A 15546-nucleotide genomic window follows, 5' to 3' on the forward strand; every position below is an offset into this window, starting at 1 on the left:
GAGATTATTAATTAAATAGGTGCAAACAAAATGATCAGTATTCCGTCAGTTGGCGAAGCCGAAAAGCTAATAGAGGAAAAGCTCGGAGGGTGGTTTGATGTTGTTATCAGCCATATCCCTAATTTTATAGTGGCAATTGTAATTGCCATAGTATTTTCAATATTGGCACGCTTTGCTGGCAAGCTGATGAAAAACGTATTACGCCGCTCACTCGACTCAACGCAAATTGCCGATTTAATGGCGTCAATATTTAAAGTTATTGTGTTGTGCATAGGTTTATTTATAGCGCTCGATTTTGTTGGCTTAAAAGGCACCGTTACTTCGCTACTTGCTGGTGCGGGTATTGTGGGTTTAGCCATTGGTTTTGCGTTTCAAGACATGACCGAAAACCTAATTGCAGGTATAGCAATGGGTGTACGTAAGCCATTTAAAACAGGTGATGTAATAGAAACCGATGATGTGTTTGGTTCGGTGCATTCTATAAACCTACGTAACACGCTAATAGAGAGTTTTTACGGGCAACTAATACTTGTACCAAACAAAGTCTTATTTAGAAATGTACTAAAAAATTACACCACGCTAGGTATAAGGCGCATAGAAGTACCTGTAGGTATTTCGTATGGCGACGACATAGAAAAAGCAAAAGACGTTATAGTCGATAAAATTAACGAATTTGACTTTGTAATACGCAAAGACGAAACCGCTGTATACGCTGAAGGTTTTGGCGACAGCAGCATTAACTTACTGGTGTGGTTTTGGATTAAATACCCAGGCGAGCCTGACTTTATGACGGTACGCCACAAAGGTGTTGTTGCCGTTAAGCAAGCACTAGATGAAGCTGATATTAGTATTCCTTTCCCAATTCGTACGCTCGACTTTGGCATTAAAGGCGGTGAAAAACTCGATGCCATGATAAGCGATAAAATAAGCCAGCAGTCATCCAATAAAGACAGTAGCGACGGTGCTGACTCTAGCCAAAGTGAGTAATTTAGTTAAAACTCATTAGGCAAAAGCATTGGGAAATAGTTACTTACCAACAGCGCATTTTTACAGAGTAAAATTGCGCTTTTTTTTATAAACGGATTATTAGCTAAAAGTTTAAATATCTAGTTTGTGTTTATTGAATATCAATTCTGATTAGTTGCGTTTGGCCATGGGAGTATTAACAAGTAAGATTAGTGTTTACCCAACGATTTTTTTACTGCCTTGCCGCACACTCTGAAATAACGCTCTCATCTATTTCAATAACTAAATAAATCATCCTTTTTAAGCCCGTTAGGTCGGCTAAAGAATCTGTGTAAGCTTTTTCAGTATCAATTGGGTTAACTTAAGGGTTAAAAGAGCAAAGACAAACACGCTAGCGTCAATTCTAAATCTATCTTCTTAAGTATAAGTGTGAGCTATCGTTTTAGGGGGAGGAATAATCGTATTGCTTAGGCTTTATTTTATCTTTTTTACAGCTGCAAAACTTGCCTTAAACTGAATATAAAAAAGCGCAGCTTGTGTTGGAGTAACAAGCCGCGCTTATGAATTAGTTATACAAATAGGTTTTGTGGTACGTATTAAATAACGCTAATTTTGTTACGAATGATTTTAACCCCATCTATATTTTCTAAAAACTTTTGAGCTAGTGCGCGCTGAAAACCAGTTTGTGCTTCACCGTATAAATCTACTTCACCATTTTTTACCTGCACACGAATATCACTTAACGCTAGGTTAGGGTTAGTTCGTAGGGTGTTGGTGATAGTTTGTTGTAGGTTAGGTTGAGTGGCTACACTGCTTACTACGGCCATATTGGTTGCTGCACTTACCTTTGTAGCGCAAGCTAATAAAAATAAACAACAAAATGATACTAAAGCGATAGTTAACTTGAAGCGGTTCATAACTTAATCCTTACATTACGGTGAATAGTGCAGCCACAAAATGGAAATTCCATCGGCTAGGTTATCTTTGTAGTTACAATTTCGGTGCCAATATTAACGCTATGAAATATAAGGTAATTTTATTAAGTGGGAATTAAGGTGGGCAAAAATTACATTTAAATGAGTATGAGTTACATGCTTGGGTTACATATGTAACAGGTACAAACACCAGAGCCTGTAAGGCTTGCATTAAAAAAGCCGACAAAAGTCGGCTTAGAATAAAAATATGTTAGGTTACTTTTTCTTTTTAACCTTAGCCTTTTTCTTGGCTTTCATTTTTACTGGATCTTTACGCTTTTTAGCCGGCGGCTTAGCTTCTTTATGTTGTGGCTCAACACCTTTAATTACACGGCGTTTTAGTTTTTGTTCAACGTAGCGCTCCACTTTATACAAAATACCAATGTCGTGTGCTTCAACTAATGATATTGCAATCCCTTTTTTACCAGCACGGCCAGTACGACCAATACGGTGTACGTATACGTCGGCAGTGCGCGGCATATCAAAGTTAATAACGTGGCTAATGTCAGATACGTCAATACCACGTGCGGCTACATCGGTCGCAATTAATATACGTGTTTTGCCACTGTGAAAGTTTTCCATGGCTTTCATACGTTTGTCTTGTGGCATTTCGCCGCGTAACCAAGCTGCTTTAACGCCATTATTGGTTAGCTCGCCAATCAGTGTTTCTAAACGCTCACGGGTTTTAACAAACACAATTGCTTTAGTCACGTCTGGACCATTTAAGGTATTTACTAAAAGCTCTAGTTTATGATGATAGTCATCGGCTAAATGTACCCACTGGTGAATTTTAGCTTTTTCTTTACGTGACGATTCAGCTTCTAATAGAGCTGGGTCGTTTAATGTTTTTTCAGCAAACCTTTCTACGCTGTCACCTTCGAGTGTTGCTGAGAATAAAAAACATTGGCGACGATTTTTAGCTTCGTCACAAATACGGCTCATTTCTTTTTTGAAACCCATATCTAACATGCGATCTGCTTCATCGATAATAAGCATTTCTACGTGTTCAGCATGAAAGTTTTCGGTTTCTAGGTATTCCATTAATCGACCTGGTGTGGCGATTAAAATATCGTTATTTTTTTCAAAAATTTCTTTATGCGTGCCGTAGTTAATACCGCCTGTTACTACACCAATTTTTAGGTGTGTGCGTTTAGCTAGCAGTTCACATTGTTCATGAATTTGATAAGCCAACTCACGAGTCGGGGTCATAACGAGGACGCGCGCAAAACCAGGATCACGACGTGGGAAATCCAGTAAGTACTGAATAGCCGGAATTAAAAATGCCGCTGTTTTACCTGTACCAGTAGGCGCAGATGCTAAAATATCGCGCCCCTGTAGTGCTTCAGGAATAGCTTGTTGTTGAATGCTGGTTGGCGTCTCGTAGCCCATTTTATTAATGGCATCGAGTAGCTTGTTATCAAGATCAAATTCAGAAAATTGCATAGAGTGTCTAAAATAAGGGACAATTACCCTGATTATACGCGCTATGCTGCGCTTGGTGAATGAAAAGGTGAAAAAATGTCTGGTTTTGTATTTAAACAATTTAAAGTTGAACACGACCACTGTGCAATGAAAGTTTCTACCGATGGCATTTTGCTTGGCGCATGGGCTAATTTAAGCGGTGCAAAGTCATTACTTGATATAGGCACAGGCACCGGCTTACTAGCATTAATGTGTAAGCAGCGCAGTAATGAGCTTGATATAACTGCGGTAGAAATTGACGAAAGCGCCTATACCCAAGCATTACAAAATGTAGCTAATAGTCCGTGGCCAACAATAAGTATTAAGCACCAAACTATTCAAAGCTTTAGTAGTGAAGTTAAATTTGATGTTGTTATCTCTAATCCACCGTATTTTAATCACAGTTTAAAAGGCGATAATGCTGCGCGTAATACCGCACGCCATACCGACGGCTTAAGTTTTGAAGAGTTAATTAATGCCTTTAAACGCTTAAGCCATAGCCGCTCTCGCTTTAGCTTAATACTCCCAAGCGTTGAAGGTGCATTATTTATTGAGCTTGCTACTCAAAATGGGCTTTATTTAAATGCTCACTGCCAAGTAAAAGCCACGCCTAATAAAGATATTAGCCGCAGTTTAATGGCATTTAGCTACGTAAAAAGCGATTTAGAATCATCAACCCTGTGTATTAGAAACTTAGATAATACCTACACCGCTGATTATATAGCCCTGTGCAAAGCATTTTATTTGAAAATGTAAATTGCCAAGTTATGTAGGTTATCTAGTAATAAAGGATAATTTACCTATTATGCATACGTATTCAGTTTTTATTTAATCAATTCTCAATCTAGTGTTAACCACTTGTAAATAACATCGAGTAGTTGTTTTGCTCGCTCAACAGTTGGATCACACACTATGAAACTCAATAAAATAATCACCACCGCAGGTTTAAGCCTAGGGTTGCTCTTACCGAGTATTGCCACAGCTACGCCCACCACATTTGTGCATTTGTTTGAATGGAATTGGCAAGATGTAGCGCAAGAATGTGAGCAATACCTAGGACCAAAAGGCTACGCTGCAGTACAGGTCTCGCCGCCTAATGAGCACATTACAGGAAGCCAATGGTGGACACGTTATCAGCCAGTAAGTTATGGACTGCAAAGTCGTGGCGGAAACCGTGCGCAGTTTATCGATATGGTAAATCGCTGTAGTGCAGCTGGGGTTGATATTTACGTTGATACGCTTATTAATCATATGGCAGCAGGAAGTGGCACTGGCACAGCGGGAAATAGTTTTGGTAATAAAAGCTTTCCTATTTATAGCCCACAAGATTTTCATGAAAGTTGTACCATTAATAGCTCTGACTATGGCAACGATCGCTACCGAGTACAAAATTGTGAACTCGTTGGACTTGCCGATTTAGATACCGCTTCAAACTATGTGCAAAATACCATTGCAGCATATATTAACGACTTGCAAGCTATTGGCGTAAAAGGCTTTCGGTTTGATGCTTCTAAACATGTTGCAGCAAGCGATATCCAAAGTTTAATGGCTAAAGTAAATGGCTCGCCAGTGGTTTTTCAAGAAGTGATTGATCAAGGTGGGGAGGCTGTTGGTGCCTCTGAATATTTAAGCACAGGTTTAGTAACTGAATTTAAATATAGCACTGAGCTTGGTAACACCTTTAGAAACGGCTCGCTTGCATGGCTGAGTAATTTTGGCGAAGGGTGGGGCTTTATGCCAAGCTCTTCTGCGGTGGTTTTTGTAGATAATCACGACAATCAGCGCGGGCACGGCGGCGCTGGTAATGTAATTACCTTTGAGGATGGCCGCTTATATGACTTAGCCAATGTATTTATGTTGGCTTATCCGTACGGTTATCCAAAAGTAATGTCGAGTTATGATTTTCATGGTGATACAGATGCTGGTGGGCCAAATGTACCTGTACATAATAATGGTAACTTAGAGTGTTTTGCTAGTAATTGGAAGTGTGAACATCGCTGGTCATATATTGCAGGCGGGGTCGATTTTAGAAATAACACCGCCGACAATTGGGCAGTAACAAACTGGTGGGATAACACAAATAATCAAATTTCATTTGGCCGAGGTAGCTCGGGTCATATGGCTATTAACAAAGAAGACTCAACACTTAGTGCAACTGTGCAAACCGATATGGCGCCAGGGCAATACTGTAATGTGTTAAAAGGCGAGTTGTCGGCTGATGCTAAAAATTGTAGTGGTGAGGTTATAACGGTTAATTCCGACGGTACTATTAATCTTAATATTGGCGCTTGGGATGCAATGGCAATTCATAAAAATGCCAAGTTAAATACAAGCTCTGTGCCAAATACAGGGAGTGACTGGCAACGCACGGTTATTTTTATTAATGCACAAACACAAAGTGGACAAGATATGTTTTTGCGCGGTGGGATTGACCACGCTTATGCAAACGCAAACCTTGGTCGAAATTGCCAAACAAGTAATTTTGAGTGTGCAATGCCTATTCGTCATAATAATTTAAAAAACGTGACAACAAGCCCTTGGAAAGCAAATGATAACTACCTTGATTGGTATGGTATAGAAAATGGACAAAGTAGCGAAGCAGAAGGTTCTGCTACCGACTGGACAACGAATGTTTGGCCTGCAGGTTGGGGCGCTGAAAAAACGCTAAACACAGATGGTTTTGGTGTAACACCATTAAATATATGGGGCGAACACTATTGGATGCTTGATGTGGATATGGATTGCAGTAAAGCGGTTAATGGATGGTTTGAACTAAAAGCATTCATTAAAAATGGCCAAGGATGGGAGACTGCTATTGCTCAAAACAATACACCTTATACAAGTACTAATCATATGGCGCAATGCGGTAAAGTTAATAAATTTGAGTTTAATAACTCAAGTGTAACCATTCGTAGTTTTTAAAAAATAAATAAAAAGCCTATATTTGAACCTAAGCTAATGATTATTAGTTTAGGTTTTTTAGGTACTGTTCTTTCATAGTGTGTTTATAAATCACCTGTTATGATTCACTCATTAGTTACATTGAATTAAGACAACACAATGAAAAAATTAAATAAAATAATACTACTAAGTACATTCTCTGCGGTTGTTTTGGCAAGCCAAAGTGCACTGGCAGCCATGACCCCAGTAGGCCTTTGGAAAACAATTGATGAGGATACAAACCAAGCTAAGTCGTATGTACGTATTACCCAAACCAACGGTGTATTAAGCGGCAAAGTTGAAACTATTCTTAACCCTGCAAAACAAAACGATATATGCAGTAAGTGTGATGATGAGCTAAAAGATCAGCCTATTTTAGGAATGACCATAATCACTGATGTAAAAGCACAAAATGATGGCACCTGGGGAGACGGAGAAATACTCGACCCAACAAATGGTAAAACCTACACCTTACAATTAACCCCACAAGATGAAGGTAAAAAGCTCGAAGTGCGCGGTTACATTGGCTTTTTTTACCGAAACCAATATTGGCTAAGAGTAGAGTAAGTTTTACTACTTACTTAATTACTAAACGTTAAATAATTAAGCATTAACTGAAATCATTTTTGCACTTTGCCTTTCTTACTCACTAAGCCTGCCATATTTAATTGGCATAAAATTTTGAGTAAATAAAAGGGTAAAATATGATTAAGTACATAGTTGCTTTAATAATGCTTAGCACACTGTTAATAAGCGGTGCGGCAAACGCAAAGGATGATGCTGTAAACACGGGTTGGTTTAATAACACGGCTATTAAAGGGTACGACAGTGTTGCTTATTTTACCCAAAATAAAGCCGTTAAAGGCAATGACAAATATACGTTTAGTTATTTAGGTGCCGACTGGCATTTTTCGAGTGAAGAAAACAAAACGGCATTTGCAGAAAACCCAAAGCGTTATGCTCCGCAATACGGTGGCTGGTGCGCTTATGCAATGGCTGATGAGGGGAATGCTGTAGGGATAGACCCAGAAGCATTTTATATTCACGAAGGTAAGCTTTACTTAAATTACAGCCAAAGCGTACAACAAAAATGGTTAAGTAATTTATTGCCGTACATTGTGATGGCTGATGGATATTACCCACAAACGACCAATGTTATGACGTTTCAATAAATTACTCATATTATTAGGGTCTGTTGAACTTTGCGGATTAAAATTTGTTCAAACTAGGGGCTATTTAATCGCGGCGCGAGATTTGTAACCTAGTGGGCTAAGTAAAAACCGAGCAAAGCTTCCGCGTCCTGCTCACGCCCCTTACCTACATCCATGTAGGCAACAAAGAGTTGATCGCCCCTAGGAAGAACCCTTTGGGCAGCGCCTGTTTGGCATTAATGCTACGTTATCGCCCATTTATGGGGAATAACCACACTGCATAGGCTCTGCCTTGCCTAAATACCAAACAGACTGCTGTAAATTTAACCTTAAAAGATCAACAGACCCTAGTTAAAAAGCCCGCAACTAAACTAGTTGCGGGCTTTTTACTTATTAGCTAATTAATTAAAGCGTTTCGCTATATTCAGTCATTACCTGTTCAACCCATGTTGCAATACGCTCATCGCTTAGCTCGTATTGGCTGTCTTCGTCGAGCGCAAGACCAACAAACTGTTTACCATCAGGGGTTAATGCTTTTGAGGCTTCAAACTCGTAGCTACTGTCATTTGGCCAAAAACCAAGTTGAGTAAATGTTTGCGTATTTATTTCATCGTGTAGCATGCCTAGGGCATCTTGAAACCATTGCCCGTAACCTTGCTGATCGCCCATGCCAAATAAAGCAATGGTTTTACCGTTTAGGTTTACGTCGGCTATGTCGTCCCACTTTGACTCCCAGTCTTCTTGTATTTCACCAAAATCCCATGTTGAAATACCAAAGATGATAAAGTCGTACTGCTCTGCATTTTTTAGTGGCTCGTCTTTAATATTGTGCAGGGTAACTATATCGGCACCAATAATGTCGCGAATCTTTTCTGCTGCCATTTCGGTGTAGCACGTAGTAGAACCAAAAAATAAACCAATTTGCATCGTATTTATCACTGTGTAATTGCCTGATATGATAGGCTCAAGTTTACCGTAAGGTATTTTTAATTGATACCTTAGCAAAGCATGAGAGCATAATGTGACAACGCTATCTGACGATTCTTTTGAAAATAACAGCAGTATGAGCAGTAATAGCGACTACCTAGAAACCTTTTTAGATAGCCTGTACTTAGAACAAGGCGTAAGCGAAAATACATTAAGCGCTTATCGCAGTGATTTAGATAAGTTTTGCCTATTTTTAAAGGGCGAAAATTTAATGACGGTAACGGGGCTAGACATAGAAAGCTACTTAGCCCATCGAGTTGATTTAGGTTTAAAACCACGCAGTACAGCACGTAGCATTAGTGCGCTAAAGCGTTTTTATCAGTACTTTGTGCGCGAAAAAATAATTAGTGATTCGCCCATGCTAAACATTGCTCAACCAAAAGCCGGACAGTCGTTACCTAAAACACTCTCAGAAGCTGAAGTTGAGGCATTGTTAAATGCGCCCAACACAGAAGAAGCGATGGGGCTGCGCGACAAAGCCATGCTAGAGCTACTTTATGCAACGGGGTTGCGTGTAAGTGAGCTTGTTGGGCTTCGTATGGAGCAAATTAATTTGCGCCAAGCGGTGGTGTTTGTAAAAGGCAAGGGTAACAAAGAGCGCTTAGTGCCATTGGGTGAAGAAGCCATGTATTGGCTGGAGCAATTTTTAAAGGGTGGGCGTGCACAAATGATAAAACACGCCACTGATTTTGTGTTCCCATCTAAGCGTGGAGTAGGCATGACGCGACAAACCTTTTGGCATAGAATTAAACACTATGCTATTTTGGCATCAGTTGAGTCTCCATTATCGCCCCATACCATGCGCCATGCTTTTGCTACGCACTTATTAAATCATGGGGCAGATTTACGTGTGGTACAAATGATGTTGGGCCATAGCGATTTATCAACGACGCAAATTTATACCCATGTTGCCAATGAACGGTTAAAGTCGGTACACGCAGAGCATCATCCGCGAGCGTAAGTTTGAAAGTAAATATTATTAAGCCGGTCAATATATTAAGTATTTTTAGGATAGAGAGAAGTTATGAAAAAATTAATGTTAGCGGGTGCCATGTTGTGCACAAGTATTAGTGCATTTGCAAATGGCGTTGCTGTAACACCAGATGCTAATGATCCTATTATTACTAAATTTGCCGAGCTTGGTGTAACTGTAAAGCAAATTAACCCAAGCCCAGTAGCGGGTTTAAAAGAGTTGATCACTAATAAGGGCGTGCTTTACGCAAGTCCAGATGGTCAATTTTTAATGCAAGGTACGTTAATCGATTTAAATAATCGTAACAACTTAACAGAGCAAGCATTAAACGGCGTGCGTGTTGAGGGCATTAAAGAATACGAAGATTCGATGATTGTGTACAAAGCACCAAACGAAAAACACAGTATTACCGTATTTACCGACATTAGCTGTGGTTACTGTCGTAAATTACATCGCGAGTTAGACGATTTACTTGATGCGGGTATTACCGTTAAGTACCTTGCGTTTCCACGTGGTGGCTTACAAGGTTCAGGCTACGCCGATTTAATGAACGTATGGTGTGCACGCGATCAGCAAGAAGCACTAACAGAAGCTAAGTCGGGTACAAGCACTAAAGTAGTTGCAGGCTGCAGCGCACCGGTTGCAGAGCATTATCAGCTTGGTCAAAGCTTTGGTATTAGCGGCACACCTGCCATTATTTTAGAAGATGGTACGATGATCCCAGGTTACCAGCCAGCAGCAGCACTAAAAGCAGCATTAGATGCTAACAAAGCGTCGTAATACGTTTTATAGCTAATAAAAAGGCCTTAATGGCCTTTTTTTGTCTTTTTAATACGACCCAATAAGTTAAAACTCTGCATGAAAAAACTAATCATTGCGCGTGAAAACGTTGACGACTCGCATCTACCGAGTAATTTACACCCTGTAATTAAACAAATTTATGCTAACCGCAATGTATTTAATGCCGACGAGCTAAATAACAGCGTAGCTACGCTTCACGACTTTAAATTGTTTAAAGATATCGACAAAGCCAGCGATTTATTAATTGAAGCATTAAAGACGCAAAGCCAAATATTAATAGTCGGTGACTTTGATGCTGATGGTGCAACAAGTACTGCAACATTAATGCAAGGCCTTGAGATGTTTGGCTTTAAGCATTTAGATTACTTAATTCCTGACCGGTTTAGCTTAGGTTATGGTTTAAGCCCCGCACTTGCAGAGCAAATAGTACAAATAAAGCCTGATTTAGTGATCACCGTAGATAACGGCATATCGTGTATTGCTGGTATTGATATTTTAAAAGCGGTTGGTATTAAAGTGCTGGTAACAGATCATCACTTACAAGGTGAGCAGCTGCCAAATGCCGATGCAATAGTAAATCCAAATAGGCACGAATGTAACTTCCCGTCTAAATCTATAGCAGGCGTTGGCGTTGCTTTTTACTTATTAATAGCACTAAGAAGCGTAATGCGAGACCTTGGTTATTTTGAGCAGCAACCGCCGCCTAATTTAGCTAACTTGCTCGACATTGTAGCGCTTGGTACGGTTGCTGACGTGGTCGCACTTGATGCAAATAATCGCACCTTAGTACATCAAGGTTTAGCACGTATTCGCAGTGGTAAAACACGTCCAGGCATTACCGCGCTCATTGAAGTGGCTAACCGCAATGCTGCGCGCTTAAGCGCAAGCGACTTTGGCTTTTCACTTGCCCCGCGTTTAAATGCAGCAGGGCGATTAGACGACATGAGTTTGGGTATAGCATGCTTACTTAGCACCGATATAAACCAAGCACGTAGTATTGCCGGCGAGCTCGATAGCTTAAACTTTGCAAGGCGCGAAATAGAACAAGGCATGCAAGCCGAGGCGCAAGCCGTGCTTGATAGACTCGCATTTAGCGACGATAACGTCCCTGATGCAATCTGCTTGTTTCAAGACGATTGGCATCAAGGTGTTATTGGCATTTTGGCTGGTCGCTTAAAAGAAAAGTACCACCGACCAACCGTTATATTTGCTGGTGGCGAAAATGGTGAAATAAAAGGTTCGTGCCGCTCTATAGAAGGGTTGCACATGCGCGACTTACTCGAAGGGCTAAATACAGCCGACCCACACTTAATTAATAAGTTTGGTGGCCATGCAATGGCCGCTGGTTTAAGTATTAATGAGCAACACTTTAATGACTTTAAAAAAGCATTTGATGCTGCCGTGAGTGCGCAACTGAGTGAAGAAAATAAGCGCTGTATTGTATTTACCGACGGTGAGCTGCCAAACGACTGTTTTACGATGGAGTTTGCCCAGCTATTAAAGCAATCGGGCCCGTGGGGGCAGCAATTTCCTGAGCCTGTGTTTGAGCACACCTTTGAAGTAATACAGCAGCGCATAGTCGGCGAAAAGCATTTAAAGCTGGTGCTAAAGCATCAATCAGGGCGATTAGTTGACGCCATTGCCTTTGGTATTGATGTAAAAGAATGGCCCGACACTGAAGCGAAATTTGTAAAAATAGCCTATCAACTCGATATAAATGAGTTTAGAGGTAAATTTACGCTGCAATTAATAGTTAGAGAGCTTGAAAAAGTGCACTAAAAAATATGCACAAATCATGCATAAAAGGCTAATAAAGCGCGCGGTTTTTTGTTAAAATCGGGCGTTTTTATCATTTGACGATAATTTGTTGCGAAAATCCCATGTAAAGGGGCGCAATTACCTAGCCATTTTGGAGTGATGTACATGTTTGAAGTGAATCCTGTGATTAACCAAATCAAGGAAATTCGCGAACGTACTGAATTGCTTCGGGGGTACCTTTGACTACGCTCTTAAACAAGAACGCCTAGAAGAAGTTAACGCCGAACTTGAAGATTCAGCCGTATGGAATGAGCCTGAACGCGCACAAGCGCTTGGCCGTGAAAAATCAGCATTAGAGGCTGTTGTTGAAACAATCGACAACCTTGTAGCCGGTACTGACGACGTTGAAGGTCTACTTGAACTTGCTGTAGAAGCTGAAGATCAAGATACCTTTGATGAAGCACAAAGCGAACTTAGCGATCTAAACGAGCAGTTAGAAGGTTTAGAGTTTCGTCGTATGTTTTCAGGTCCTCATGACTCAAACGATGCGTACCTTGATTTACAATCGGGTTCTGGCGGCACTGAAGCACAAGACTGGTGTAACATTCTACTTCGTATGTATTTACGTTGGGGCGAGGCTAAAGGCTTTAAAGTTGAGCTAGTTGAAGCAACCGACGGTGATGTTGCCGGTATTAAAGGCGCAACAGTTCGCTTTGTTGGGGAATACGCTTACGGTTGGTTACGTACAGAAACAGGCGTTCACCGTTTAGTGCGTAAAAGCCCGTTTGACTCAAGTGGTCGTCGTCATACCTCATTTGCTTCTGCGTTTGTATACCCAGAGATTGACGATAATATTGAAATTGATATTAATCCGTCAGACCTACGTATAGACGTTTACCGTGCATCAGGCGCGGGTGGTCAGCACGTTAATACCACCGAATCGGCGGTTCGTATTACTCACGTACCAACAAATACCGTAGTGCAGTGTCAAAACGAGCGTTCACAGCATAAAAATAAAGCCCAAGCGATGAAGCAATTAAAAGCTAAATTATTTGAGCTTGAGCTACAGCAGCAAAATGCTGAGAAACAAACGCAAGAAGACGCTAAATCTGATATAGGTTGGGGTAGCCAAATACGTTCATACGTACTTGATGACGCACGTATTAAAGATTTACGTACAGGCGTTGAAAACCGCAATACCCAATCGGTACTTGACGGTAACTTAGATAAATTTATTGAAGCCAGCCTTAAATCTGGCCTATAACCACCAAGCTAATAAAGAGCTAAAAAATGACTGATAAAATCCAAGACGAAAACAAGTTAATCGCTGAGCGTCGCGGCAAGTTAGACGCGATACGCGAAAATTGCCCAGCCAACGGTCATCCAAACCAATTCCGTCGTGAGCATTACACGGCTGATTTGCAAGCCCAGTTTGGTGATAAGAGCAAAGAAGAATTAGTTGAACTACAAGAAGTTGTGTCTATTGCTGGACGTATTTTAGCAAAGCGTGGACCGTTTTTTGTAATTCAAGACATGAAAGGTCGTGTACAAGCGTATGCATCTAAAGATGTTCAAAAAGACCTTAAAGAAAAATATGGTCAGCTAGACACTGGCGATATTATAGGTGTTAAAGGTGCGTTAAATAAATCGGGTAAAGGCGATTTATACGTAGAAATGACTGAGTATCAATTACTAACTAAGTCACTTCGTCCGTTACCTGAAAAATTCCATGGCTTATCAGATCAAGAAACAAAGTACCGCCAACGTTATGTTGACTTAATTACTAACGAAGCAACGCGCGAAACATTCCGCATTCGTTCACAAGTGGTTGAAGGTATTCGTCGCTTTTTAGCAGACCGTGACTTTATGGAAGTAGAAACACCTATGCTACAGGTTATACCTGGCGGTGCATCTGCGCGTCCGTTTGTAACTCACCATAACGCGCTTGATATCGACATGTACCTACGTATAGCGCCAGAGCTTTACTTAAAGCGCTTAGTGGTAGGTGGTTTTGATCGTGTATTTGAAATTAACCGTAACTTCCGTAACGAAGGGTTATCTACACGTCACAACCCAGAATTTACAATGATTGAATTTTACCAAGCATACGCTGATTACATCGACCTGATGAACATCACCGAAGACATGCTACGTACTGTTGCAGAAAACGTACTAGGTAGTGCAATTGTAGTTAATACAACTAAAGACGAAAACGGCGAAGTTATCGATTCAGTTGAATACGACTTTGGCCAACCGTTTACACGTTTAAGTATGGCGGATGCTATCTTAAAATATAACCCTGAGTTTGATGCTGCGGTATTTAACGACCCAGAAAACCACTTTGAAGAGTTAAAAGCGTACGCTAAACAAGTGCACGTTAAAATTCCTGAAAACTGTGTTTGGGGTCCAGGTAAGTTCTTGTGTGAAATATTTGAAGAAACAGCAGAGCACATGCTTATTCAACCTACGTTTATTACTGGTTACCCGTGGGAAGTGTCACCACTTGCACGCCGTAACGACGAAAACCCATTTGTTACCGACCGTTTTGAGTTTTTCGTTGGCGGCCGTGAACTTGCAAATGGTTTCTCGGAGCTTAACGATGCACAGGACCAAGCTGAGCGCTTTACTCGTCAAGTTGAAGAGAAAGACGCAGGCGATGATGAAGCAATGCACTACGACGAAGACTACATACGCGCACTAGAGTACGGCTTACCGCCAACGGCTGGTGAAGGTATTGGTATTGACCGTTTAGTAATGTTGTTTACTGATTCATCAACAATTAAAGACGTTATTTTGTTCCCGCATATGCGTCCACAAGCTGACTAATCTTTAGTAGAACGAAGTAAGTTAATAAACGCCGCTTAATAGCGGCGTTTTTTTGCTTATAATTAGTGTTTTAATTAATAAGTACTACACTAAAAATTAAAGGTAATTATTAGTGCTGATTAATGTGCAATTCAGCTTCACTAACTTATTGTTATTGGAAGTTTTAAATATTAAAACTAACAGTGCTATAACTTTTTAGTATGATTGTTTTTTAAACATATGTTGTGTTTGTACAAAGGTTTTAGCTAGAATACGCACGAAATTTACACTGCTGGTATTTAGCAGTTAAATATAGATTCTTAAAGGACTTAGAATAATAGTATGAAAGACAAACGAGTAGATGATTTATCAGAAGAATGCACATCAGAGCAAGAACGAAACGCTTACTACCGTGCTTGTATCGCTGAATTTCAACAATTAGGTTACCAAGAACAGTATTTGGCTCAGTTAACAGATGACTTAGTTCCCGTGCTAGGTGTTAATCCTTCAAATAAAAATACGTAACCCGCTTAAATTTCAAACTAATTACACTTTTAAACCAAGCATATGTGCAATCTGTAACCATATAGTCGTTTTTGGTAGAAAAGTGTTTGACATATTTTCTGAAATCTTTATTATACGCCCCACAAGACGGAGAGGTGTCCGAGTGGCCGAAGGAGCTCCCCTGCTAAGGGAGTATAGAGTTTGTAGCTCTATCGAGGGTTCGAAT

At 40.4% G+C, this 15546-nt stretch carries 14 protein-coding genes; 11 read left to right on the forward strand and 3 right to left on the reverse strand.

All coding sequences use genetic code 11. The features are described 5' to 3' along the window. Positions 1-30 precede the first annotated feature (30 nt). Complete coding sequence (locus QMA08_RS20000; protein ID WP_024596180.1) at positions 31-987, forward strand: mechanosensitive ion channel family protein; 957 nt, start codon at positions 31-33, stop codon at positions 985-987. Between the two features lie 575 nt (positions 988-1562). Here the strand turns inward: QMA08_RS20000 and QMA08_RS20005 are convergent. Further along, a complete protein-coding gene (locus tag QMA08_RS20005; RefSeq protein WP_002961403.1) occupies positions 1563-1883 on the reverse strand; it encodes a BON domain-containing protein in 321 nt (106 codons plus the stop codon). 273 nt (positions 1884-2156) lie between these two features. Continuing rightward, positions 2157-3383, reverse strand: coding sequence for an ATP-dependent RNA helicase SrmB (srmB, locus tag QMA08_RS20010; RefSeq protein WP_002961405.1), 1227 nt, complete (start codon positions 3381-3383; stop codon positions 2157-2159). A gap of 75 nt (positions 3384-3458) precedes the next feature. Here srmB and QMA08_RS20015 point away from each other — a divergent pair, with 75 nt between their 5' ends. From QMA08_RS20015 to QMA08_RS20030, 4 genes are all read left to right on the forward strand, one after another. Further along, on the forward strand, positions 3459-4157 hold the full coding sequence (locus tag QMA08_RS20015) for a methyltransferase (RefSeq protein ID WP_138489641.1): 699 nt from the start codon (positions 3459-3461) through the stop codon (positions 4155-4157). A gap of 156 nt (positions 4158-4313) precedes the next feature. After that, the gene (locus QMA08_RS20020) at positions 4314-6323 is read left to right on the forward strand and encodes an alpha-amylase family protein (protein ID WP_290175320.1); all 2010 of its coding nucleotides are present in this window, start codon (positions 4314-4316) and stop codon (positions 6321-6323) included. A gap of 138 nt (positions 6324-6461) precedes the next feature. Further along, the gene (locus QMA08_RS20025; RefSeq protein WP_290175321.1) at positions 6462-6908 is read left to right on the forward strand and encodes a DUF2147 domain-containing protein; all 447 of its coding nucleotides are present in this window, start codon (positions 6462-6464) and stop codon (positions 6906-6908) included. A 137-nt stretch (positions 6909-7045) separates the two neighbouring features. Further along, positions 7046-7513 (forward strand): YHS domain-containing (seleno)protein, encoded by a 468-nt coding sequence (locus QMA08_RS20030; RefSeq protein ID WP_182780187.1) that lies wholly within the window; start codon positions 7046-7048, stop codon positions 7511-7513. A gap of 384 nt (positions 7514-7897) precedes the next feature. On the opposite strand, the gene fldB is transcribed toward QMA08_RS20030, so the two are convergent. Further along, positions 7898-8419, reverse strand: coding sequence for a flavodoxin FldB (gene fldB / locus QMA08_RS20035; protein ID WP_024605911.1), 522 nt, complete (start codon positions 8417-8419; stop codon positions 7898-7900). 94 nt (positions 8420-8513) lie between these two features. On the opposite strand from fldB, the gene xerD reads away from it, so the two are divergent. The 6 genes from xerD (at position 8514) to QMA08_RS20065 (ending at position 15341) form a co-directional block, all read left to right on the forward strand. Then, a complete protein-coding gene (gene xerD, locus QMA08_RS20040) occupies positions 8514-9440 on the forward strand; it encodes a site-specific tyrosine recombinase XerD (protein ID WP_002961416.1) in 927 nt (308 codons plus the stop codon). Positions 9441-9503: 63 nt separating this feature from the next. Then, positions 9504-10232: a bifunctional protein-disulfide isomerase/oxidoreductase DsbC gene (gene dsbC, locus QMA08_RS20045; protein ID WP_002961417.1), complete on the forward strand. Its 729-nt coding sequence runs from the start codon at positions 9504-9506 to the stop codon at positions 10230-10232. Between the two features lie 78 nt (positions 10233-10310). Further along, entirely contained in the window at positions 10311-12032 is a 1722-nt protein-coding gene (gene recJ, locus QMA08_RS20050) for a single-stranded-DNA-specific exonuclease RecJ (protein WP_290175322.1), read from the forward strand. A gap of 144 nt (positions 12033-12176) precedes the next feature. After that, a protein-coding gene (gene prfB, locus QMA08_RS20055; protein ID WP_100218355.1) for a peptide chain release factor 2 occupies positions 12177-13275 on the forward strand; the annotation gives its coding sequence in 2 pieces (ribosomal slippage) (positions 12177-12251 and positions 12253-13275; 1098 coding nt in all). 26 nt (positions 13276-13301) lie between these two features. After that, positions 13302-14837 (forward strand): lysine--tRNA ligase, encoded by a 1536-nt coding sequence (lysS, locus tag QMA08_RS20060; RefSeq protein WP_002961420.1) that lies wholly within the window; start codon positions 13302-13304, stop codon positions 14835-14837. 321 nt (positions 14838-15158) lie between these two features. After that, positions 15159-15341 (forward strand): hypothetical protein, encoded by a 183-nt coding sequence (locus QMA08_RS20065; protein WP_010553261.1) that lies wholly within the window; start codon positions 15159-15161, stop codon positions 15339-15341. Positions 15342-15546: the final 205 nt, after the last annotated feature.

The sequence above is a fragment of the Pseudoalteromonas sp. APC 3355 genome (assembly GCF_030407615.1).
In the GTDB taxonomy this organism is placed as follows: domain Bacteria; phylum Pseudomonadota; class Gammaproteobacteria; order Enterobacterales; family Alteromonadaceae; genus Pseudoalteromonas; species Pseudoalteromonas distincta.

Bases quoted from the DNA above. Each gene is read 5' to 3' on its own strand.
- QMA08_RS20000 (WP_024596180.1), top strand. From the start codon at position 31: ATGATCAGTATTCCGTCAGTTGGCGAAGCCGAAAAGCTAATAGAGGAA.
- QMA08_RS20005 (WP_002961403.1), bottom strand. From the start codon at position 1,883: ATGAACCGCTTCAAGTTAACTATCGCTTTAGTATCATTTTGTTGTTTA.
- srmB (WP_002961405.1), bottom strand. From the start codon at position 3,383: ATGCAATTTTCTGAATTTGATCTTGATAACAAGCTACTCGATGCCATT.
- QMA08_RS20015 (WP_138489641.1), top strand. From the start codon at position 3,459: ATGTCTGGTTTTGTATTTAAACAATTTAAAGTTGAACACGACCACTGT.
- QMA08_RS20020 (WP_290175320.1), top strand. From the start codon at position 4,314: ATGAAACTCAATAAAATAATCACCACCGCAGGTTTAAGCCTAGGGTTG.
- QMA08_RS20025 (WP_290175321.1), top strand. From the start codon at position 6,462: ATGAAAAAATTAAATAAAATAATACTACTAAGTACATTCTCTGCGGTT.
- QMA08_RS20030 (WP_182780187.1), top strand. From the start codon at position 7,046: ATGATTAAGTACATAGTTGCTTTAATAATGCTTAGCACACTGTTAATA.
- fldB (WP_024605911.1), bottom strand. From the start codon at position 8,419: ATGCAAATTGGTTTATTTTTTGGTTCTACTACGTGCTACACCGAAATG.
- dsbC (WP_002961417.1), top strand. From the start codon at position 9,504: ATGAAAAAATTAATGTTAGCGGGTGCCATGTTGTGCACAAGTATTAGT.
- recJ (WP_290175322.1), top strand. From the start codon at position 10,311: ATGAAAAAACTAATCATTGCGCGTGAAAACGTTGACGACTCGCATCTA.
- lysS (WP_002961420.1), top strand. From the start codon at position 13,302: ATGACTGATAAAATCCAAGACGAAAACAAGTTAATCGCTGAGCGTCGC.
- QMA08_RS20065 (WP_010553261.1), top strand. From the start codon at position 15,159: ATGAAAGACAAACGAGTAGATGATTTATCAGAAGAATGCACATCAGAG.